This is a genomic window from Micromonospora sp. NPDC002575, from assembly GCF_042889525.1.
Classification (GTDB): Bacteria; Actinomycetota; Actinomycetes; order Mycobacteriales; family Micromonosporaceae; genus Micromonospora; species Micromonospora carbonacea.
Genome location: NZ_JBIARA010000006.1, coordinates 285,320 through 306,975, shown reverse-complemented (window position 1 = coordinate 306,975; position 21,656 = coordinate 285,320). Strand labels below are relative to the sequence as shown.

Annotated in this window: 14 protein-coding genes; 9 read left to right on the top strand and 5 right to left on the bottom strand. The window is 75.6% G+C overall.

Annotated features, from left to right (window positions below; all coding sequences use genetic code 11):
* Positions 1-67: 67 nt before the first annotated feature.
* From ACFYWL_RS12775 to ACFYWL_RS12760, 4 genes are all read left to right on the top strand, one after another.
* Positions 68-1,402 carry a VWA domain-containing protein gene (locus tag ACFYWL_RS12775; protein ID WP_386971255.1) on the top strand — a complete coding sequence of 445 codons (1,335 nt, stop codon included), beginning with the start codon at positions 68-70 and terminating at the stop codon, positions 1,400-1,402.
* Positions 1,403-1,404: 2 nt separating this feature from the next.
* On the top strand, positions 1,405-2,190 hold the full coding sequence (locus ACFYWL_RS12770) for a peptidase (protein WP_386971253.1): 786 nt from the start codon (positions 1,405-1,407) through the stop codon (positions 2,188-2,190).
* Positions 2,191-2,331: 141 nt separating this feature from the next.
* The gene (locus ACFYWL_RS12765; protein WP_386971250.1) at positions 2,332-2,988 is read left to right on the top strand and encodes a 4'-phosphopantetheinyl transferase; all 657 of its coding nucleotides are present in this window, start codon (positions 2,332-2,334) and stop codon (positions 2,986-2,988) included.
* Positions 2,989-3,240: 252 nt separating this feature from the next.
* Positions 3,241-4,167 carry a hypothetical protein gene (locus ACFYWL_RS12760; RefSeq protein ID WP_386971247.1) on the top strand — a complete coding sequence of 309 codons (927 nt, stop codon included), beginning with the start codon at positions 3,241-3,243 and terminating at the stop codon, positions 4,165-4,167.
* Between the two features lie 88 nt (positions 4,168-4,255).
* Here ACFYWL_RS12760 and ACFYWL_RS12755 read toward each other — a convergent pair whose 3' ends face one another.
* Genes ACFYWL_RS12755 through ACFYWL_RS12735 form a run of 5 tightly spaced genes read right to left on the bottom strand, consistent with a single transcriptional unit; the run spans position 4,256 to position 15,876 of the window.
* Positions 4,256-4,756, bottom strand: a complete 501-nt coding sequence (locus ACFYWL_RS12755; RefSeq protein ID WP_386971244.1) for a nuclear transport factor 2 family protein — start codon at positions 4,754-4,756, stop codon at positions 4,256-4,258.
* Between the two features lie 5 nt (positions 4,757-4,761).
* Complete coding sequence (locus tag ACFYWL_RS12750) at positions 4,762-5,694, bottom strand: SDR family oxidoreductase (RefSeq protein ID WP_386971242.1); 933 nt, start codon at positions 5,692-5,694, stop codon at positions 4,762-4,764.
* The gene (locus ACFYWL_RS12745; protein ID WP_386971239.1) at positions 5,691-7,277 is read right to left on the bottom strand and encodes a hypothetical protein; all 1,587 of its coding nucleotides are present in this window, start codon (positions 7,275-7,277) and stop codon (positions 5,691-5,693) included. Before ACFYWL_RS12745 ends, ACFYWL_RS12750 begins: the two co-directional genes overlap by 4 nt.
* Positions 7,274-8,515, bottom strand: a complete 1,242-nt coding sequence (locus ACFYWL_RS12740) for an FAD-dependent monooxygenase (RefSeq protein ID WP_386971236.1) — start codon at positions 8,513-8,515, stop codon at positions 7,274-7,276. The genes ACFYWL_RS12745 and ACFYWL_RS12740 overlap by 4 nt, the downstream gene beginning before the upstream one ends.
* Positions 8,512-15,876 carry an amino acid adenylation domain-containing protein gene (locus ACFYWL_RS12735; protein ID WP_386971233.1) on the bottom strand — a complete coding sequence of 2,455 codons (7,365 nt, stop codon included), beginning with the start codon at positions 15,874-15,876 and terminating at the stop codon, positions 8,512-8,514. The genes ACFYWL_RS12740 and ACFYWL_RS12735 overlap by 4 nt, the downstream gene beginning before the upstream one ends.
* 327 nt (positions 15,877-16,203) lie before the next feature.
* Here ACFYWL_RS12735 and ACFYWL_RS12730 point away from each other — a divergent pair, with 327 nt between their 5' ends.
* From ACFYWL_RS12730 to ACFYWL_RS12710, 5 genes are all read left to right on the top strand, one after another.
* The gene (locus ACFYWL_RS12730; RefSeq protein WP_386971231.1) at positions 16,204-17,511 is read left to right on the top strand and encodes a cytochrome P450; all 1,308 of its coding nucleotides are present in this window, start codon (positions 16,204-16,206) and stop codon (positions 17,509-17,511) included.
* A gap of 11 nt (positions 17,512-17,522) precedes the next feature.
* Positions 17,523-18,866 (top strand): glycosyltransferase, encoded by a 1,344-nt coding sequence (locus ACFYWL_RS12725; protein WP_386971228.1) that lies wholly within the window; start codon positions 17,523-17,525, stop codon positions 18,864-18,866.
* Between the two features lie 193 nt (positions 18,867-19,059).
* Positions 19,060-19,818: a class I SAM-dependent methyltransferase gene (locus tag ACFYWL_RS12720; protein WP_386971225.1), complete on the top strand. Its 759-nt coding sequence runs from the start codon at positions 19,060-19,062 to the stop codon at positions 19,816-19,818.
* 5 nt (positions 19,819-19,823) lie between these two features.
* On the top strand, positions 19,824-20,729 hold the full coding sequence (locus ACFYWL_RS12715) for a hypothetical protein (protein ID WP_386971223.1): 906 nt from the start codon (positions 19,824-19,826) through the stop codon (positions 20,727-20,729).
* Between the two features lie 353 nt (positions 20,730-21,082).
* Complete coding sequence (locus ACFYWL_RS12710) at positions 21,083-21,622, top strand: hypothetical protein (protein ID WP_386971221.1); 540 nt, start codon at positions 21,083-21,085, stop codon at positions 21,620-21,622.
* The last annotated feature ends 34 nt before the right edge of the window (positions 21,623-21,656 follow it).

Here is a 21,656-nt window from a genome sequence, read left to right as displayed (position 1 = left end):
CGCCCCCGCCGCCGGGCCCTTGAGGGCCGCCTGATCCTCCAGAGTGGATCTCACTACACTCGCCCCGGTGATCAACAAGAGACGATGGACAACCGTCTTCCGCGGACTGCTGGCGGCAACCGTCCTGCTCGGTCCGGCGGTCGCGCTGGGTGGTCCCGCTCCGGCGCGGGCCGACGAGGAGAACCCCGTCGCCGAGCCGCCGCGGGTGGAGCTGGTGCTCGACGTCAGCGGCTCGATGCGGGCCCGGGACATCGACGGGCGCAGCCGGATCTCGGTGGCGCAGCAGGCGTTCAACGAGGTCGTGGACGCGCTGCCCGAGGAGACCCAGCTCGGCATCCGGGTGCTCGGGGCGACCTACAAGGGCAAGGACTCCAAGGTGGGGTGCCAGGACACCCAGCAGATCGTGCCGGTCGGCCGGGTGGACCGGGCCCAGGCCAAGGCGGCCGTGGCGACCCTGCGGCCCACCGGGTTCACCCCGGTCGGGCTGGCGCTCCGCTCGGCCGCCGCCGACCTCGGCACCGGCGCCACCGCCCGCCGGATCGTGCTGATCACCGACGGCGAGGACACCTGCGCCCCGCCCGACCCGTGCGAGGTGGCCCGCGAGCTGGCCGCCCAGGGCACCAAGCTGGTGGTGGACACCCTCGGGCTCGCCCCCGACGAGAAGGTGCGCCGGCAGCTGCTGTGCATCGCCGGCGCGACCGGCGGGACGTACACGGCCGCGCAGAGCGCCGACGAGCTGACCGGCCGGATCAAGCAACTGGTGGACCGCGCCCGGGACACGTACACCGCCGCACCGACCGTGGTGGGCGGCTCCGCCCGTTGCCCGGACGCGCCGCTGCTCGCCCCCGGCGTCTACACCGACCGGGAACAGTTCTCCGAGCACCGCTGGTACCGGGTGCCGGTGCGCCCGGGCCAGGAGCTGCGGGCCTCGGTGAGCATCGCGCTGGACCGCCCGGTCAACCCCGACCACGCGGTGCTGCTGCGGGCGACCGCCCCCGACGGCCGGGAGCTGGTCCGGGGCGTGGACGCCGGCAGCGGTCGCACCGACGTGGTCTCCGCCGGCCTGCGCTGGTCGGCCGCCGCCGACGACGATGCCGACGACGACGCCGATGACGGCGACGGGGAGACGCCGAGCCCGGCGGCCGGCGACACGGCAGCCGCCCCGACCACCGTCTGCCTGGTGGTCAGCAACGCGTTCGCGCCCCGCCCCGGCACCCGGGCCAGCCCGGGGATGCCGATCGAGCTGACCGTCGACGTGGTCGCCGCGTCGCCGGACCCCGGCGGGCCGGACCTGGGCCGGGGCTGGGTGCTGTTGCTGCTGCTGACCCTGGCCGGCCTGGTCACCGGGCTCGTCGCCGGGCTGCTCACCCGCTGGTGGGTCGCCACCTGGAGGGAGAACTGAGGATGCGTACCCCGTTGATCCGGTCTTCGGCGGCGCTGGCCGCCGCCGCCGCGCTGACGCTCCCGGCCGCCCCCGCGCTGGCCGCGCCCACCCCCTCGCCCGGCGCTGCGACGGTCACCAAGGCCGGCACCTCGTTCCTGACGGCCACGCCGATCACCGCCGGCCAGCCGGTCCGGGTCGGCGCGGCAGGCGGCGACTACCTCTACTGGTCGTTCGCGGCCAGCGCCGGGCAGGTCCACGAGATCGCGGCGACGGTCACCTTCCCGAAGGGGCGCACCGGCGACTCCACCTGGACGGTCGAGGTCTTCGACGGCCTGCGCCGCCGGCAGGCGTGCACGGCGGGGGCACAGACCCCGACCGCCGGTGCGTCGGCGACCAGCGTGGCGCTGGGCTGCACCCTGCGCCGGGTCCGGTCGTGGGCCGAGCCGTGGTCGGCCGACCCGCTGCCCGGCACGTACTACGTGCGGCTCTCCGTCGTGGAGCTGCCGGAGCCGGACCTCGGCCTGCCGGTCGACGTGGACCTGCTGGTCGCCGAGGTCGGCGACGGCGACGCCCCCGCCGACGACGGGGAGCTGAAGGCCCCGCTGGTGCCCAACACGAAGGCCGGGACGGTGCTGACCGGGGACCCGGCGGCGGCCCCGGCCGACGAGGACGACGACGGCAGCCTCCTCGCCGGGTGGCTGCCGGACCTGTCGTCGCGGTGGGTCTGGACCACGATCGGCGGCGTGCTCGCGGCGGTGGCCGGCGTGGTCGGCTTCGCGCTGACCCGCCGCCCCCGCCGGCCCTGACCCCTGCCCTGGCCTGTGGGACCGGCGCGTTCCGGCCGCCGGTCCCACAGGCCACGGGCGCGGGTGCGGGTGCGGTACGTTCGACGGCGATGAGCGGCGTGCGGGGCGGCCGGGGCCGCGACGGGGGCGGCGGGGGCCGGGATGCGTGACCTGCTGCCGCCCGAGGTCGCGGTGGCCGTCGCCGGTGGGGACGACTGGGACGGCGAGCTGCTGCCCGCCGAGCGGGCCTGCCTGGGCGAGCGGGCGGTCGAGCGCCGACGGCGCGACTTCACCGCCGGGCGGGTCTGCGCCCGGCGGGCCCTCACCCGGCTCGGCGTGCCGGCCGTGGCCGTGCCCGCCGCGGCGGACCGCTCCCCGGTCTGGCCGCCCGGGGTGGTCGGCACCATCACCCACACGCCGGGCTACTGCGCCGCGGCCGTGGCCCGCGCCGACGAGATCCGGTCGGTCGGCATGGACGCCGAGCGGCACCGGGAGCTCAACCCGGGGGTACGCCGGCTGGTCGGCCTGCCCGAGGAGTGGGACGACTGCGCCCGCCTCCCCGGCACCGCCCCCTGGGCCGTCGTGCTGTTCAGCGCCAAGGAGACCATCTACAAGGTGTGGCACCCGGTCGTCGGCACGTGGCTGGACTTCCACGACGCCCGCGTCGAGCTGGACCCGGACGCCGGCCTGTTCACCGCCCGGATCTCGCCCGCCCGGCTGGACGCGGCCCCGGTGCCCGGCCCGCCCGCGACGGTCGCCGGGCGGTTCGCGGTCGACGCCGACGTGGTCCGTACCGCCGCCGTCCTGTTACCCCGCTGAGACGGGCGGGGTGAGCCTCGACTTGGCCAGGAGCGATACCGTCAGGGCGTTCGAGATCGCGATGAGGTGCCGAGGAGTACGGTGAGCCACCCCCAGGACCCTTACGGGCCGCCGCAAGACCCCTACCAGCCGAACCAGGATCCAGCGACGGCACCCGTGCCCCCGTGGCCGGCCGATCCGACCGCCCCGCCGCCTCTGCCGCCGACCACCGCCCAGCCCCCGGTCTCGGGTGCGCCGTACCCGCCGCCGCCGGTGTCCGGCACGCCCTATCCGCCGCCGCCGGTGTCCGGCGCGCCCTATCCGCCGCCGCCGGTGTCCGGCGCGCCCTATCCGCCGACCTCGGGCTCCCCGTACCAGCCCACGTCGGGTGCGCCCTACCCGCCGCCGGGTGGGTTCACGCCGCCGCCCGCCCCCGACCCGACGTACCAGCCGGGCGCGGACGCGGCCTACCCGCCGCCCCCGGGTCCGGCCTATCCGCCGCCCCCCGGCGGGTCGTACCCGCCCGGCCCCGGCTATGCGCCGGGCCAGGGTTACCCGCTCGGCCCGCCGATGGGGGCCAAGAAGAGCAGCAAGAAGCCGATCGTCATCATCGTGGTCGTCGCGGTGGTGCTCGCGCTGCTGTGCTGCGTCGGCGGCATCGTGGCGCTGGTCGCCGGGGCCAACGAGGCGGCGAAGGAGGCCGAGCGGCAGCTTCCGGACCTGCCCCGGGTCACCACCGCGCCCAGCGGCCTGCCGAGCGCCAGCCCGACCTCCTCGTCGTCGTCCGCCCCGGCCGACGGTGAGACCTTCAACATGAAGGCCGGCGACACCCTGGTCATCAACGACGACGACGGCACCCTGGAGATCACGGTGCTGCGGTTCCGCACCTCGACGAAGGGCTGCAAGTCGTACTCGCCCGACCCCGACAAGGGGCTCTACCTGATCGCGGACGTCACCGCGACGGTGAAGAAGGGCAACATGTCGATCAACCCGTTCTACTTCCAGTGGGTGGGCGAGGACGGCACCACCGCGAACGGGATCGCCGGCGCGCTGGCCGGCTGCGGCGACCTGCTCGACTCCGGGGTCAACCTGCGGGAGGGCAGCAAGCGCACCGGCAGCGTCACGTTCGACGTGGCGAACAAGAACGGCGCGCTGGAATACCGGCACAAGTTGGAGACCGCCGGCTCCTGGAAGCCGTAGGCGCACCACCTCGCGTACGTGGGGGCCGGCCCGCCGCCGCGGGCCGGCCCCCCGTCCGTCCCCACCCAGCGGGTGGCGGGCCGACCGGTCACCCCCGACCAGGGCCCGGCCCTTTCGGGCGGCGGCGTGCGGCGGGCCGCAGCAGGTCGACCAGGCCGCGCCAGGCGTGCCCGATCGTCAGCCCGGCCCGGATGGTCGCCAGGGGGTTCCAGAAGTCCCGGAAGTGGACGATCCGCCCGCCCCGGAACCGGACCACCGAGATGTAGACCTGGTGGAACGGCCGACCGGTGACGACGCCCCGGCCGTCACCGACGAACTCGGCGACCACCAGCTCCGGGTCGGTGGTCTCGTGGAAGGTCAGGCCGGAGAAGCGCACGTCGAACTGCTTCGGGAAGTCCTTCATGTGCTCGTACAGCTCCCGGTGGCCGGTGAACCGCGCGGGGATGCCCGGCAGGGGGTAGGGGAACTCCAGCACCCCCTCGGGGTCGAACAGCTCCACCCACTCGGTGATCCGCCCCTCGGAGATCAACTCCAGGTTGCGGGCGAACAGGGCCTGGGCCTGGGTCCGGGCCTGCTGGTCGGCGTCCATGCTGGTCAGTCCTCACTACTGGTCGGGGCGAGGGGCGGGACCGGATCGCCCGGCACGGCGCGGGGCCGCACGAGCGGGGCGAAGTTGCGGTCGAGCAGGGCGTCGGGCAGCAGGCGGGCCGCCAGGCTGCCCCACCGCACGTCGCGGCCGACGGGGTAGCGGGTCCTCGGCCGCGCGGCGGTCAGCGCGCGGGCGACCGCCCGCGCGAAGTCCGCCGGGGTGGTCCCGCTGCGCCGGGCCTGCGCGGCCAGCCGGGCGAGGAAACGGCCGAACGGCTCCGCGTAGAGGTCGCCGGCCCGCCCCGCCGCCCGGGCCATCGTCTCCGTCCCGGCGTGGGCGACCTTGTCCCAGATCGGCGTCTGGATCGCTCCCGGCTGGACCACCGACACCGCGACTCCGAACGGCCGCAGCTCGCGCCGCAGGCTGTCGCTGACCGCCTCCTTGGCGAACTGGGCCGCCGCGTACGCGCCGAGGTAGGGCAGCGCGACCCGGCCCAGGCCGGAGGTGACGTTCACGATCCGGCCCCGGCCGGCGCGCAGCAGCGGCAGGAAGCCCTGGATCACCGCGACCTGGCCGACCACGTTGGTGTCGAGCTGCCGCCGCAGCTGCTCCGGCGGCACGCACTCCAGGGGGCCGGGCAGGCTGATGCCGGCGTTGTTGACCAGCCCCCAGAGGCCGCCGGCCCCGACCTGCCGGGCCACCTCGGCGACGGCGTCCCGGATCTGGTCGGCCCGGGTGACGTCGAGGCGGAGCGGGGTGAGCCGCCCGGCCGTGGCGGCGGCCAGGTCGTCGGCGGCGGCCCGGTCGCGCACCCCGGCGAAGACCCGGAAGCCGGCCCGTTCCAGGTGGAGCGCGGCCTCCCGGCCGAGCCCCGACGAGGCGCCGGTGACCACCACGGCCCGGCCCCGCGCGTCGATCCGCCACCCGGCTCCGATCATGTTCCCGCCCCTCCGTCGGCTCCGGCCGGCGCCGCCGCGACGTCGGCCGGCTCCCCGTCGATCCCGGCCGGCACCGCGTCGGCCCCGGCCGTCGTCTCGCCGAACTCGGCCGACACCGTGTCGATCTCGGCCAGCACCGCGTCGACGCAGGCGGCGACGAGGCGGGCCGCCCTGTCGTCCGGGACCGCCTCCGACACGTGGACGAAGTTCCAGGCCAGCTCGCCGTGGCTGGTGTTCGCCGTGGCGACGAAGTAGCCGCAGACCGAGAGCCCGGCGACGAACTGCGCGCCGGCGAGCCGCCAGGCCCCGATCCGGTCCGGGAAGTCGTACCGGCCGAGGTTGGACAGGCAGAGGTTCACCGGCCCGGTCCGCTCGGTCAGCTCCACGAACCGGCCGCTGGCCGCGACCGACGGCGGGCAGGAGAGGCGGACGAGGTCGACCATGGCGAAGTGGCTGCCCCGCTGGCGACGGCCCGCGAGGTCCCCGCTGATCGACCGGGCGACCTGCCACAGCGACGCGCCCGGCCGGTAGGGCACGAAGGAGGGGACGGTCGCGACGTACGCGCCGACGGCCCGCTCGGGCACGGGGGGCGTCAGCGCGGCCCGGAAGTCCACCGGGGAACCGATCGCCACATGCCCCGGGGCGGGCGGTCCCGTCTCGGCGGCGACCGCGAGGACCATGGCGGCGGCGAGCGCACCGTGCACCGTGGTCCGTTCCCGGCGGCACGCCTGGGCCAGCGCGGCGACCTGCTCGGCGGTGAGCGTGCGGTGCAGCAGCCGGCTCCGGCGCTCGGTGAACGGCACGAACCGGCTCGGCGTCACCCGGGCCGGCCGGTGCCGGCGCACCGCGTACAGGTCCCGCAGCAGTTGCCCGCCGAGCCGCAGCGCGCCGGTGACGCCCCGGAACCGACGGGGGAACATCCGCTCGGCCGGCGGCAGGGCCGGCTCCCGCTGCGGGGCGGCGCTGCCAGGGGTTCGGCCGCCCGTGCCGGGCCAGCCCTGGGCGGCCAGCCGGTCGGCGTACTCGATCCACTGGCGCAGCAGCGACAGCGCGGTCGTGCCGTCAGCCACGCAGTGCGGCAGGGTCAGGATCAGGTCGTGCGCGTCCCCGGCGGCGGGTCCGGGGCCGGCGGGCGCGGGCTGCCCGGTCCGCGCCGTCGTCGCCGCCGGTGGTCCGGCGGGCAGCACGACCGCCCGGCAGAGCGGGCCGGCCCGCCAGTCGACCCGGTCGGCCAGCTCCCGCTCGTTGACCTCGCGCAGCCATCCGGCGTCGGGGTCGGCGGGCTCGTCGGGCACCGGGGGGCCGCCGGCGCCGTCGGGGCCGGGCGCGACCCGCCGCAGCGGGATCGGCCGGTCCGTCGGCACGAACCGGGGTCGTCGGCCGTCCGGCCGGGTCGCGATGGCCACCCGCAGCAGCGGATGGCGGGCCTGGAGTTCGTCCAGCGCCGCCCGCAGCAGCTCCGGCGGCAGGTGCCCGCGCACCCGGACCCGGGCGATGACGTTGAGCGGGGAGACCTGGTCGGCGATCCAGTACCAGCGCTCCAGCGGGCTGAGCGCCCGGTGGGCCCCGCGCGTGGCGCTCACGGCAGCGCCGCCGGCAGGGCGTCGGGGAAGGTCAGGTCCGCCAGGTTGCGGCGGTCGACCAGGCGCGTGGGCAGCCACCGCAGGTACGCGCGGCGGGCCAGGTCCCCGGCGGGGCTGGCGAGCTGCTCGATCCGGCTAAGCGAGTGCGCCTGGCGGATCATCCGCCGGGTCCGGTCGCGGCGGGCCGCCTCGTAGCGGCGCAGCGCGCCGGGCAGGTCGGTGGCCCCGGCCAGGCAGCGGGCCAGCACCACCGCGTCCTCGACCGCCATCGCCGCGCCCTGGCCGAGGCTCGGCAGCATCGGGTGCGCCGCATCGCCGAGCAGGGTGACCGCGCCGTCGCCCCAGCGCCGCAGGGCGGGGCGGTCCCGGGCGGGGACGCTGATGACCGCCGCGTCGGCGGTGGCGGCCACGGTGGCGACCACCTCGTCGGCCCAGCCCGCGTACGCGCGGAGGATCTCGTCCCGGCCGCCGTGCCAGTCGCGGGCCGCCTCCGGCGGCATGTTGCGGGTGCCCCACCAGTAGACCTGGTCGCCGCCGAGGTGCACCAGCCCGAACCGTTGGCCCCGCCCCCAGTAGTGGGCGGCGTACCCGTCGCGGACCCGGTGGTGCCGGTACGCGACGGTCGCCAGCCAGCACACGTACCCGGGTTCCCGGGGCCGCTCGGGGCCGACGAGCTGCCGGCGTACCGCCGATCCGAAGCCGTCCGCGCCGATCAGCAGGTCGCCGTCGGCGCTGGTGCCGTCGGCGAACTCGACCCGGATGCCGCCGTGGTGGCGGTGGAACCGGCGGGCGGCGGACCCGAGCCGGATCGGCGGGTCCCCGGCCTCGGCCAGCAGCGCCCGGTGCAGTTCGGCGCGGTGGATGGCGACGTTCTGCGCGCCGACCCGGTCGCCGAGGTGCGCGAACCGGACGGTCCTGATCGGCCGCCCGGTGGCGGTGCGGAAGTGCAGCTCGGGATAGACCTGGCCGCGCCGCTCGACGTCGAGGTCGATGCCCAGGCAGCGCAGCGCGACGCGGGCGTTGGCGGTCAGGGAGAGCGCCGAGCCGGCCGCCCGCAGTTCCGGGGCCTGTTCGTGGATCTCCACGTCGACCCCGACACGGCGCAGCGCGCCGGCCGCCGCCAGGCCGCCGATGCCGGCCCCGATGACGATCGCCTTCGGCCGGCGGCGGCCCGAACCGGCGGCGCGGGCCGAGCCGGCGGCGCGGGCCGGTCCGCCGGAGCCGGCGGGGGCGATCATCGCGGGTCCCCGACCGGCCGGCGGGCCGGGGCGTCCCCCGCCAGCAGCCCGGTGATCCGCCGCCCCACCTCGGCCACGTACGGCTCGTCCATGAGCACCAGGTGGTCGCCGGGCACGTCGATCACGTCGATCCGGCCGGTGGTCAGCTCGCCCCAGCCGTTGCGCGGATCGAGGTGCAGGGTGCCGGCGAGGTCGTGCATCGGCTTCAGCACGGCGGGCAGCGGGTCGGCGGCCCGCAGCAGGGCGATGTCCTGGTCGACGACCTCCGGCCGGTAGGAGATGATCGCCTCCCAGTTGGCGCGGAAGACCGCGAAGAGGCGGCGCACCGAGCCGCGCGGGCTGCCCGGGCGCAGCACCCCGATCTCGCCGGCCCGGCCCGCGATGAAGTCGAGCTTCGCCTCGGGCGTGGCCAGCTCGGCCGGCACTCCGCGCGCCGGCGGTCCGTCGCGGCCGAGCCGCATCAGCTCCCAGAAGAACCAGTCGAGCAGCACGTCGTCGGCGACCGGCACCGGGTCGCCGGGCCGGCGGGCGATCGGGTCGAGCAGGATCAGCCGGTCGACCCGGGCCCCGCCGGCGCGGAGCTGCCGCGCCATCTCGAAGGCGACCACCCCGCCGAACGACCAGCCGCCGATGACGTACGGGCCCTCGGGCTGGACCCGGCGGATCGCGTCGAGGTACGCGCTGGCCAGCTCGGGCACGGTGCACAGCGGCTCGGTGCCGGCGTCCACCCCGGCGGCCTGCAGGGCGTACAGGGGCTGGTCGTCGCCGAGGTGGCGGGCCAGCGGGACGTAGCAGAGCACGTTGCCGCCGAGCGGGTGCACCAGGAACAGCGGCAGCCGGTCGCCCCGGGCGCGGATCGGCACCAGCGGGTCGAACGTGAGGTCCGCCCCGCCGGAGCGGAGCAGCGCGGCCACGCCCGCCACGGTCGGCGTGGCGACGAACGCCGAGACGGGCACGGCCACCCCGAACCGCTTCTCCAGCATCACCACCAGCCGCATCGCGGTCAGCGAGGTGCCGCCCAGCTCGAACAGGTTGTCGTGCGCGCCGACGGCCGGCAGGTGCAGCAGGTCGGCGGCGATGTCGGCGACGACCCGTTCGTACCGGTCGCGGGGGGCGACGCGGGGCGCCTCGGCCAGGTCCAGCGGCAGCTCGCGCAGGGCGCGGTCGTTGCGCTTGCCGCTGGGCGTCAGCGGCATCGCCGGCAGCCACTGCCAGCGCGCCGGCACCAGGTGCTCGGGGAGGGTGGCGCGCAGCCGGCCGCGTACGTCGGCCAGGTCGACCGCGTCCGGGTCTCCGACCAGGAACGCGGCGAGGTAGGAGTCGACGCCCTCCCGGCGGCGGGCGACGACGGCGGCCTCCCGGATCCCCGGGTACTCCGCGGCCAGCTCCATGACCGCCATCTCCACCTCCAGGGGCTCCACCCGGAAGCCCCGGATCTTGGTCTGGGTGTCGGTGCGGGCCACCCAGATCAGGTCCCCGTTGGGCAGGTAGCGGGCCAGGTCGCCGGTGCGGTAGAGCCGGCTGCCCGGCGGGCCGAACGGATTGGGCACGCAGCGCTCGGCGGTGAGGCCCGGCCGGCCGTGGTAGCCCCGGGTGACCTGGATACCGCCGTAGTACAGCTCGCCGGTCACGCCGGTCGGCACGGGCCGCATCCGCTCGTCCAGCAGGTGCATCTCGACCCCGTCGATGGCGGGCCCGATCGGCGGCAGGTTGGGCCACCGTGCCGGGTCGCCGGTCATCGGGTACGCGGTGACCAGGTGCGTCTCGGTCGGCCCGTACTGGTTCTCCAGGATCGCGCCGGCCGGCAGGGCGGCCAGGAAGCGCCGGATCTCGGCGGTCACCCGCAGCTGCTCGCCGGAGGAGATCACCACCCGCAGCGCGCGGGGGTGGATGCCGAGCAGCTCCGCGGCCTCGGCGAGCTGCTGCAACGCGACGTACGGCAGGAAGATCCGCGCGACGGACTCGCGGTCGAGCAGCCGCAACAGGGCCGGCACGTCCCGCCGGAGGTCCTCGTCGATGATCCGCAGGGTGCCGCCCGCGCTGATCGTGGTGAGGATCTCCTGGAACGACACGTCGAAGCTCAGCGGGGCGTACTGCAACGTGATGCCGCCGGCCGCCGCGCTGGCCGCCCGGATCTGCCACGCCTGGTAGTTGTCGAGCGCGCCGTGCGTCATCGCCACGCCCTTGGGCACGCCGGTCGACCCGGAGGTGAACAGGACGTACAGCAGGTCGTCGGCGGTGACCCGGGGCAGCGCCACGGGCTCGTCGGTGACTTCGGGCCCCGCGACGAGGTCGGCCACGTCGAGGACCGTCGACGGGTCGCCGACCAGGCCCCGGTGTCGCCGCTGCGTCACGATCCGCGCCGGCCGGGCCTGCTCGACCATCGCGGCGATGCGCTCCGCCGGGTACGTCACGTCCAGCGGGACGCAGGCGGCCCCGGCCCGCGCGACGCCGTAGATCGCGGCGATCATCTCCGGCGACCGGTCCAGGGCGATCCCGACGAGCTGGCCCGGCCGGACCCCGGCGCGCAGCAGCCCGACGGCGATCCGGTCGACCATCTCGTCGAGCCGCGCGTACGTCCACCGCTGCGGCCGGTCGCCGCGGGCAGCCTCGGCGTCGAAGGTGATCGCGACGGCGTCCGGCGTGCGCCGGGCGTGCGCGGCGAGCCGTCGCCCCACGTCGCCGGGGGGCTCCAGCGGCGGGCCGGCGGGCTGCGGCGCGGCGGCGAGGAAGCCGAAGTCCGGCTCCCCCTGCGGGTCGGCCACGATCTGGGCGAGGATGCGCAGGTAGGCGTCGATCAGCAGGTCGGTCTGCGCCGGGGTGAGGGTGCGCCCGTCGGCGTCGACGCGCAGCGACACGCGCCGGTCGGCGGGGCTGACGAACACGTTCACCAGCAGGGTGAAGTTGGTCTCCTCCCAGGTGTCGAAGCCGAGCAGCTCGACCTCGGGCAGCTCCAGCAACGGGGTCAGCACGTGCATGTGCACGTAGTTGAAGGCCGTCTCGAAGATCGGCTCGCCGCCCCGGTCGCCGACGATGGCGTGCAGCGGGTACCGCCGGTGCGGGTGGCACTCCCGCTCCTGCCGGTGGACCTGCCGGACCAGCTCCAGCCAGGTACGCGCGCCGGGGGTGACCCGCAGCGGCACCGTGTTGAGGAACAGCCCTGCGACGAGTTCCGCCCCGGGCCGGTCCGGCCGCCCGTGGGTGACCAGGCCGGTGGTGACGTCCGTCGCGCCGGAGTACAGCCGCAGCAGCAGGCAGTGCGCCGCGAGCAGGACCGACTTCGCCGGCAGGCCGTGCGCGGCGGCGAAGCCGCGTACCCCGTCCTGGAGGTCGTCGGGCAGCGGGACGTGCCGGATGATCGTCCCCTCGTCGCCGGGCGGCTCGTACTGGCGGCAGCCCTCGATCTGGGTGAGTTCCGCGCCGTCGAGCCGGGCCCGCCAGAAGTCGCGGGTGGCGGCGGAGTCGACCGCGCGGCGTTCCTCGACGACGTACGCCGCCGGGGAGGGCAGGGCGGCGGCCCGGGGCGGGTCGATGTCGACGCCCACCAGGCGCAGGTAGGCCCGCAGCAGGTCACCGACGACGGTGGCCACGCTCCAGCCGTCGAGGAGCACGTGGTGGAAGCTGAACACGAGGTCGACGGCCCCGGACGGCAGCAGGTGCACCCGCATCAGGTGCAGCGGGACGCGGTCGAAGGCGTACCGGTGGCGTCGCCGCTGCCGCATGTGCGCCAGCACCTCGGCGTCGGCCGCGGCGGCGTCGAGGTCGCGCAGGTCGGCGACGTCGAGGCCGCCGGTCACCCGCGCGTGGACGACCTGGAGCGGCTCGGAGCAGCCGCCGAGGTCGAACGAGGAGCGCAGGGCCGGGTGGCGGTCGAGGAGCCGGGCGTGGGCGGCGCGGAACGCGACCTCGTCCCACGGCAGCCGCAGCGAGTAGCGGAACACGTCGTGGTAGGCGGTGGCGTCTTCGCGTTCGCTGCCGTGGAACAGCAGGCCGAGCTGGAGCCGGGTCGCCGGGAAGGCGTCCTGCGCGTCGCCCAGCGCGGCCCGGTCCAGGTGCGACACCAGCCCGAACGGCTCCGGCGGGGCGTCCTGCTCGCCCGTCGGCGGCGCGGCGGCGCGGGCGCGGGCGTGGGCGGCCAACGCCGCCACGGTGGGCCGGGCCACCAGGTCGGCGACGGTGACGTGCAGGCCGTGCCGGGCCGCCTCGGCGCCGACCCGCAGAGCGAGGATGGAGTCGCCGCCGACGGCGAACCAGTCCTGGTGGATGCCGACGGACGGCACCCCGAGCACCCGCGCCCAGATCGCGGCGAGGGTGCGTTCCACCTCGTCGCGGGGGCCCGGCCCGGTCCCGGCGTCGGCGCGGGCGGCACCGGGGGGCGGGCCGCCGTTGACGGGCCCGCCGGAGTCGGGGGCGGCGGGGTCGGGGGCGGACACGGCGGCCGGGTCGGGCAGGGCGGCCTGGTCCAGCTTGCCGTGCGCGGTGAGCGGGATCCGGTCGAGGCGGTGGAAGAGGGCGGGGACCAGGTAGTCGGGCAGCCCGCGCAGGAGCTGGGCGCGCAGCCACGCCGGGTCGAGGTCGGCGTCGGCCCGGTAGTAGCCGACGAGGTGGGTGCCCCGGGCCGGGTCGGTGCGGGCCACCACGACCGCCTCCCGCACGCCGGGCACGGCGGCGAGGGCGTGCCGGACCTCGCCGGGCTCGACCCGGTTGCCCCGGATCTTCACCTGGTCGTCGAGGCGGCCCAGGTATTCGACGGTGCCGTCGGCGAGCCAGCGGGCGAGGTCGCCGGTGCGGTACAGCCGGCCGCCGGTCACCGGGTCGACGCCGAACCGCTGGGCGGTCAGCTCGGGCTGGCCCAGGTAGCCCCGGGCGACGCCGATCCCGGCGACGCAGAGCTCGCCGGGCGCGCCGACCGGCTGCGGCTCGTCGCCGGGGCCGAGCACGTAGAGCTGGATGTTGTCGATCGGGCGGCCGATGGGCACGCGGGCGGTCCGCCCGGCCGGGTCGGGGCGGCACTCGAAGTGGGAGACGTCGACCGTCGCCTCGGTCGGCCCGTACAGGTTGACCAGCCGGGGCGCCGGCGGCCCGGCGGGCAGCAGCCGGTGGAACCGGTCGACGTGCCGGGGCGGCAGCTCCTCGCCGCTGGCGAAGACCAGCCGCAGGCCGGCGGCGTCCGCGCGGGAGGCGGGCGCGTCGGCGAGCAGGTCGAGGAAGGGCCCCAACATCGACGGTACGAAGTGGACGACACTGACGCCCTGCCGGGCGACCGTCCGCAGCAGCGCGGCCGGGTCCCGCCGCACCTCCGGCTCGGGCAGCACCAGCCGGGCCCCGGCGAGCGCCCACCAGAACAGCTCCCACACGGAGACGTCGAACGACACGGGCGTCTTCTGCACCAGCACGTCGTCGCCGGTCAGCGGGTAGCGCCGCTGCATCCAGACCAGCCGGTTGACCACCGAGCGGTGCTCGATCAGCACCCCCTTGGGACGGCCGGTGGAGCCCGACGTGTAGCAGACGTACGCGAGGTCGGCACCGTCGGCGACCGGCGACACGGGCGTCGTCGGCCGGTCGGTCATCGCCTTGAGGTGGCAGACGGCGACCCCGGGGCCGACCGGCGGCGGTGGCGTGTCCCCGGTCACCACGAGCACCCGGGCCCCGCTGTCGGCGAGCAGGTGCCGCAGCCGCGCCTCCGGATGGTCGGGCTCGATCGCGACGTACGCCCCGCCCGCCTTCAGCGTGCCCAGGATCGCGGTGAGCAGCCCCGGTCCCCGGTCGGCGAGGACCGCGACCCGGTCGCCCCGGCCGATCCCGGCGTCGCGCAGGGCGCGGGCCACCTGGTTGGCGCGGGCGTCGAGGTCGGCGTAGCTGACCGTCTCGTCGGTGCCGTCGACGACCAGCGCGGTCCGGTCCGGGGTGCGGGCGGCCTGCCGCGCGAACAGGCCGTGCACCGTCAGGTCGTCGGGCAGGTCGGCGCGGGTGTCGTTGAGCCCCCGGGTGAGCCGGTCCCGCTCGACCGGGGGCAGCATCGGGGTCTGCGCGAGCGGCCGGTCGGGACGATCGAGGGCGTTGCGGAGCAGCGTGACGACGTGCCGGCCCAGCGCCTCGATCGGGAAGTCCGCGTCGAACACGTCCGGGGCGTAGTCGAGGTCCACCGTCAGCGGGCCGTCGTCGAAGTCGTTGACCAGCACGGCGAGGGCGTGCCCGTCGTGCAGCCGGCTGCGCGCCATCGTCTGCTGCGCGACGCCGGGGATCGGCTCGGGGCGCGGCCAGCGCATCCAGGACAGGGTCACGTCGTAGAGCTGCCGCCCGCCGTCGGGCAGGGCGACGCCGCGCAGCAGGTCGCCCCGGGACATCCCCTGGTGGGCCCAGAGCGCACGCAGGGTCGTCTGCACCTCGGCGGCCAGGTCCGCCAGCGGTCGCGCGCCGTCGACGCGGACCGGCAGGGGCAGCTCGTTGGCGAAGTGGCCGACGGTGCGGCGTTCGACGTGGGTCCGGCGGTTGAGCAGGGGTACGCCGAGGACGACCCGGTCGGTGCGGTGGATCCGGGCGAGGTAGGTGGCAAGGACCGAGGCGACGACGGTGAACGGGGACTCGCCCCGGGCGGTGATCCGGTCGACCAGGGCCCGGTCGATGGGGAAGCTGTGCCGCCCGCTGGTCACGGACCGGCCGCCGACCGGGCCGGTGTCGCCGGCCGAGGCGCTGCCACCGGCCGAGGCGCTGTCGATCGGGCCGTCGCCGGCCGCGCCCCCGGCCGCGCGACGCGGGAACAGGGCCGGCGCGACGCCCGCCAGCGCGGCGCGGTAGTGCTCGCGGTCCCGTTCGCCGGGTGCCGGTCGCGGGCGCTCGGCCCGGGCGCGGGCGACGGCCAGGTACGACGACGACGGCGGCTCCCCGGCGCTCGCCCCGGCGCGCAGGAGGCGGGCGTAGTCCTCGCTGGCCTGCCGCAGCAGCAACCGCCCGCCCCAGCCGTCGGTGACGAGGTGATGGGCATTGAGGTACGCGTAGCTGACCGATTCGCTCTCGACGAGCAGGGCCAATTCGTACATTCGGCTCCGGCGCAGCGGAAACGGGCGGTCGAACGACCGGGCCATCCAGGAATGGCAGGCCGCGCGGGGGTCGGCGTCTTCCGAGAAGTCGATGGTGGCAATTACCGGCGGTTCGTCCTCGACCCACTGATAGGGTTCACCGTTCTCTTCCTCGAAACGCAGCCGCAACGCGTCGTTCCGCAGGACGGCCCGTTTCATGCAGGCACGCATGAGGTCGAGGTCGAGGGGCCCGGTGAACCGCAGGTATCCCCCGACGTTGAACTGGGGCAGCTCCGGACATAGTCGACCAGCTACCCAGATGTCGGCCTGAACTGTGGTCAACGGTGCCCGGTCGACATTCCTCACTGCTCACCCCTCACGACTGCACCGCACGACCGACGCACCGTCGCATGACAATATTGATCGACTTTCGTCGCTGCCATGGCGCTGGACAGTACCGGAGGAACGGCGTTTACGTCAGCGAGTTCGGCACCTTCACATCGAATTCTCATGCAAAGAAAGATGTCGTTGCGCCAAAGTCTCCGGCTGGGGTATAAGTTCTTTTCGAGATCACCTCGGCAAATCCCCCGCGCCGATAGGAATTGACGCGCCCGTGGCCATGATGGGAATTGCGCGGGCGTCCGACATGGCCGATGGCGGGAGGTTCGGGTGGAGCTGACCAGACCGGGGACCCTCGTGCGCTGGCTCGACCGGCACGGCCTGGCCCGGCTCGGCATCGGCGTCGCCGCCCGCCGGGGCGACGCGCAGGCCCGCCTCTTCTTCGATCCGGCGATCCGCGACGACCCGTACCCGTTCTACCGGGAGGTCCGGGAGGCCGGCGCGCTGGTCCGGGGCCGGCTCATGTGGAGCACCACCCGGCACGACGCGGTCGTCGCGGTGCTGCGCGGCGAGGCGTTCAGCAGCGACCCCGGGTCGCTGCCGGCACCCGGCCCGCTCGGGGTGCTGCGCCGCCTCGGCGGCAGCGGGCGGCCCATCGGGCCGGCCGACCCGCCCTCGATGCTGGTCGTCGACCCGCCGGCGCACACCCGCTACCGCCGCCTGGTGGCCAAGGTCTTCACCCCCCGGGCCATGGAGGGGTTGCGGCCCCGGATCGAGCGGCACGCCTCGGCCCTGCTGGACGACCTGGCCCCGGACGGGTCCGGTGCCGTGGAGGTCGTCGGGCGCTACGCGAGCCTGCTGCCGCTCATCGTGATCGCGGAGATCCTCGGCGTGCCGCAGCACCTGCGGCAGCGGTTCCTGGCCTGGGGCGAGGCCGCCACCCCGACGCTCGACCTCGGGCTGACGCTGCGGCAGTACCGTGCCGCCGAGGCCGCCATCGGGCAGCTCAACGGGTGGCTGCGCGGGCACTTCGCCCGGCTGCGCGCCGATCCCGGCGACGACCTGCTCAGCCGCCTCGTGCACCTCGACAGCGACGGCGAGCGGCTCACCGAGGAGGAGCTGCTCGCCATCGCCGGCCTGCTGCTGGTGGCCGGGTTCGAGACCACGGTCAACCTGCTCGGCACCGGCATCCACCTGCTCATCCGCCACCCCGATCAGCTCGCCGCGCTGCGCGGGCGACCCGACGGGTGGGCCAACGCGGTGGAGGAGATCCTGCGGTACGACTCGCCCGCCCAGTCCACCGCCCGCTACTGCCTCGCCGACACCGAGGTGGCCGGCGTACGGATACGCGCCGGGGAGGTCGTCGTGCCGATGATGGGCGGCGCGAACCGGGACCCGGCCGTCTTCGCCGACCCGGACCGCTTCGACGTCACCCGCGCCAACGCCCGCGACCACCTCTCGTTCTCCAGCGGGGTGCACTACTGCCTCGGCGCCGGGCTCGCCCGGCTGGAGGGCCAGCTCGGGCTGCGCGCGTTCTTCGAGCGCTACCCCGACGCGGCGCTGGCCGGGGTGCCGCGCCGCCGCCCGACCCGGGTGCTGCGCGGGTACGACCAGCTGCCGGTACGGCTCCGGCCGTAGGAGGGACACCCATGCGCTCCGTCCTCTTCGCCAGCCCCGCGCACCCGGGGCAGCTCAACCCCCTGCTCGCCATCGCCGGGGAGTTGTCCCGGCGCGGCGAGCCGGGCCTGTGGTTCGCCGCCGAGGAGGAGGCGCGGGACCGGGTGGCGGCCAACGCCACCGGCAGCCCGCTGCGCTTCCGCTCCACCGGCGACACCGTGCTCCGCGTCGACGACGAGCTGTACGCCGCGATGACCCGGGGGCCGATGACCACCGCCGGCCTGGTCGCCCTCGCCCGGCAGATCCGGATCCCCGAGGTGGCCGACCGGGTCCGGGAGCGGACCCTCGAACAGATCGACGAGATCCGGCCCTCGCTGATGGTGATCGACATGCTGAACCTGGGCGCGCTCGACGCGGCGCTGGCGCGGGGCGTGCCGTACGTGCTGAGCCTGGCGTTCCCGCCCAGCAACGTCTACCTGAGCCGGCTGCCGTGGGACTATCCGACGCCCACCTCGGGGCTGCCCCGCCGGCTGGGCCCCCGGCAGCGCTGGACCAACCTGACCTTCCGCGCCCGCCTGCGGCTGTCGCTGCTGCGCGCGCTCGCCGGACAGGCCCGGCACCGCCGCGCCCAGCGGATCGACAACGCCTTCGGCGACCCCGAGAAGTACAGCGCCGCCGCGACGGCCGTCTTCGGCTACACGGTGTTCGGGCTGGAGTACCCCTTCCCCGCGCCGGAGCACCTGCACCTGCTCGGCCCGATGGTGCCACTGCGCGACCCCGCGCCGGGCGGGAGCGCGTCCGGCGGTCCGGGGCAGGGCGGGGAGTTGATCGGCTGGCTCGACCGGCAGACCTCGGTCGTCTACGCCTGCCTCGGCACCCTGGCCCGGCTCACCGGCCCGCAGGTGCGGGCGTTCGCCGAGGCGCTGGCCGCGATCGGGCCCGAGCACCAGGTGCTGTGGAAGCTGCCCGCCGCGCAGCGGCACCTGCTGCCCGGCCCGCTGCCGCCGCACGTGCGGATCGAGGAGTGGATCCCGTCCCAGCTCGACGTGCTGGCCCACCCGAACGTCCGGGCGTTCGTCTGCCACGGCGGGGCCAACGGCTTCCACGAGGGCGTCCACTTCGGGCAGCCGATGCTGATGACCCCGTTCTGGCTGGACTGCTACGACATCGCGGCCCGCGCGGTCGACGCCGGCGTCGGGCTGGCGCTCGACCACCCGCCGCACGTCGACGCGGGCGAGGTGGCCGCGAAGCTGCGCCGGCTGCTCACCGAGGAGAGCTTCCGGGAACGCAGCCGGCACTGGGGCGAGCAGTGCCGCCGGGCCGGCGGGGTCGGCCGGGCCGCCGACCTGGTGCTGAAGCTCGCCGCCAGCCGCTGACGCCATCAGCCGCTGACGCCGCCGTGGCACCCGCCGCAGTGGCCGCTGCGGTGGCCACCCCCGCCGTCGGGGCCACCCCCGCCGTCGGCGGCCCCGGTCCGCCGCGCCTGGCCTTCTCGCGCGCCCCCCAGTATCGTGCCGATGTATCGATGCGATACATCGGACACCATTCGGACTGGCGAGGGAGCGACGGATGCGGCGGGTCGACTACGACCGGGAGCAGCACCAGCACTACGCGCGCGGCCGGGCGCTCACCGAGCAGCAGCTGGAAACCTGGCTGAACGCCTTCGCCGCTGCGCTGCCGCGGCGGCGTCCACTGGTGGGGCTGGACGTCGGGTCGGGGACCGGCCGGTTCACCCCCGCGCTGGCGCGCGCGTTCGGGCCGGTCACCGGCGTCGAGCCGGCGGCACGCATGCGCGAGGTGGCGCAGGCTCAGCCCCCGTACCCCGACGTGCGCTACCTGGCGGGCGCCGCCGAGGACCTGCCCGTGCCGGACGGCAGCGCCGACTACGCGCTCATGTTCCTGTCCTGGCACCACGTCCAGGACAAGCCCCGCGCGGCCCGGGAGCTGGCCAGGGCGCTCAGGCCGGCCGGGCGGCTGCTGCTGCGCGGCAACTTCAGCGACCACCACCCCGAGCCCTGGTGGCTTGCCCACTTCCCGCGCGGCCGGGAAGCGGACCTCGCGCAGTTCCAGCCGCTGCACGAGGTCATCGAGATGTTCACGGCGGCCGGCTGGCGGGTCACCGGCTTCGGCACGGTCACCCAACCGTCCGACGGCACCCGCGCCGACGTGCTCGAAAGGCTGCGCCTGCGCGCCCTCTCGTTCCTCTCCCAGCTCGACCCCGACGAGGTGGAGGCCGGCCTGCGCAGCATCGAGGAGGCCGTGGCCGCCGATCCCGACGTGCCGTCGCCCCCGCTGTCCGAGCCGCTGCTCACGCTCGAACGGCGCTGACCGGCGTGGCCGGGCCCACCGACCCGCTGGCCGGTCTCGACCGGGTCCCGTGGGGTTCGCTGCACCACGCGTACGGGCCGGCCGTCGACGTGCCGGGCCAGTTGCGGGCGTTGCGGTCGGCGGACCCGCCTGCCCGGCGTCGCGCGCTGTCCGAGCTGTCCGGCAACGTCTACCACCAGGGCACGCGGTGGGGGGCGAGCCACCACGTGGTGCCGTTCCTGGTGGCAATCGCCGACGACCCGGCCACCGGCGACCGCGCGGCGGTGGCCGGCCTGCTCCGCGCGGTGGTGCTCGGCGACCGGCGTGACGACGCGCTGCCGTTCGACCCGTGCCGGGCGTTCGCCGCCGCCGACGGCATCACCGACGACCAGGCGGCGCTGGTGGACCGCCACCTGGCGGCCGGGGACCTGTCCGAGCACGACGAGGCCGCACGCCTGGCCGACCAGGTGGCGGTCCGCTGGGCGGCCGACGCCTTCCACGCCGGGGCCCGGCACACCGACCGGTACGTCCGCTGGCTCGCCGAGCCGGACCCGCAGCTCGCCGGGTGCGCCGCGGAGCTGCTCGCCTGGTTCGCCCCCGACGAGGCGGCCCTGGCCGGGCTCGTCGCGGTCCCGGCCGACGGGGCCCACGCCGCCGCCCGGGCCAGCGCCAACCTCGCCCTCGGCCACTGTCCGGTCGGCTCGGACCGGATCGACGCCCGCCTCGGTGGGCTGCTCTCGGCGAACCGCGCGGTCGTGCGGGTCACCGCCGCGGTGGCGCTGGCCCGCCGACTCGGCGACCGGCTGCCCGACCGCGCCCTCGACGTCCTCGCCGAGGCCCGCAGCGCGGGCTTCGACGCCGACGTGCCCGGCTGGGACCGGTCGGTGCGCGGGCTCGTGGCGCTCGCGCTGCACCGGCTCGGCCTCGGCTGACGCTGCGCGGAGGCAGCGGGAGTTGCGATTCCCGCAATACCGGCGACGTTATTCCCACGCGCCGCAGATGCAAGCCCAGACAATCAATCAATTAACTCGGACAGAATTGCGACACTCGAATCGGCGGACACGCCACATTCTTGCGCGGCGGTCGGGCCACTGCGAGACTCTGACCAGGCGGGTTCGACGCGCGGCATATCGGCAGATAATCCATCATGCCCCTTTTCCACGTGCACGCCCGCAAACACTTCTAGAAGATCACGGGAAATGCGGCCAGCCACCGCATTCGTCGAACCCGGCTGGCGTCAGCACCTCCCCGACCTGCTCGATCACGACGCACAGAAGGACTCGCAATGACGAAAGCACGCACAAGCTGGACCCTCCGGGCCTTCGCCGCACTGTCGACCATCGCCCTCTCGGCCGCATTTCTCGCGGTGGCCGGGCCGAGCCAGGCCGCGAGCAGCGCCGCAAATAGCCGGGGCTCCACCCTTTCCGCCGGCACCGCGACCTATTCCACAAAGGCCACGGCCGCTCGCGGCCCGATCGTCGCGACGGCAAAGGTGGGCGCATTGGACATCACCTGCACGCTGACCCCGTCCACGCCCTTCGTCTACTACGGCGGCCCGTACGGCGGCGGAGAGGAAGGCATCGCGACCGTGCGCTGCACCCAGCCCGTGTACGCGATCCAGGTCGAGGTCGCCCTGTTCCGTTACGGCACCCAGGTCACGTACAACACCCACACGAGCTACAGCACCACCACCGCGAGCGCCGACACCGAGTACCCCCGGGCGTCCGGCGAGTACCGGACCGGCGCGGACGCCTACATCACCTGGACCTACGGCGGCTCCACCAGCTTCATCCCGCTCACCTTCAGCGCGATCGCCAACCTTTGAGAACCCGAGCCAAAAGGCCGTCTCCGACTACCGG

Coding starts and splice junctions, on each gene's coding strand:
- ACFYWL_RS12770 (WP_386971253.1), top strand. CDS start 1,405: ATGCGTACCCCGTTGATCCGGTCTTCGGCGGCGCTGGCCGCCGCCGCC.
- ACFYWL_RS12765 (WP_386971250.1), top strand. CDS start 2,332: ATGCGTGACCTGCTGCCGCCCGAGGTCGCGGTGGCCGTCGCCGGTGGG.
- ACFYWL_RS12755 (WP_386971244.1), bottom strand. CDS start 4,756: ATGGACGCCGACCAGCAGGCCCGGACCCAGGCCCAGGCCCTGTTCGCC.
- ACFYWL_RS12750 (WP_386971242.1), bottom strand. CDS start 5,694: ATGATCGGAGCCGGGTGGCGGATCGACGCGCGGGGCCGGGCCGTGGTG.
- ACFYWL_RS12740 (WP_386971236.1), bottom strand. CDS start 8,515: ATGATCGCCCCCGCCGGCTCCGGCGGACCGGCCCGCGCCGCCGGCTCG.
- ACFYWL_RS12725 (WP_386971228.1), top strand. CDS start 17,523: ATGCGCTCCGTCCTCTTCGCCAGCCCCGCGCACCCGGGGCAGCTCAAC.
- ACFYWL_RS12720 (WP_386971225.1), top strand. CDS start 19,060: ATGCGGCGGGTCGACTACGACCGGGAGCAGCACCAGCACTACGCGCGC.
- ACFYWL_RS12710 (WP_386971221.1), top strand. CDS start 21,083: ATGACGAAAGCACGCACAAGCTGGACCCTCCGGGCCTTCGCCGCACTG.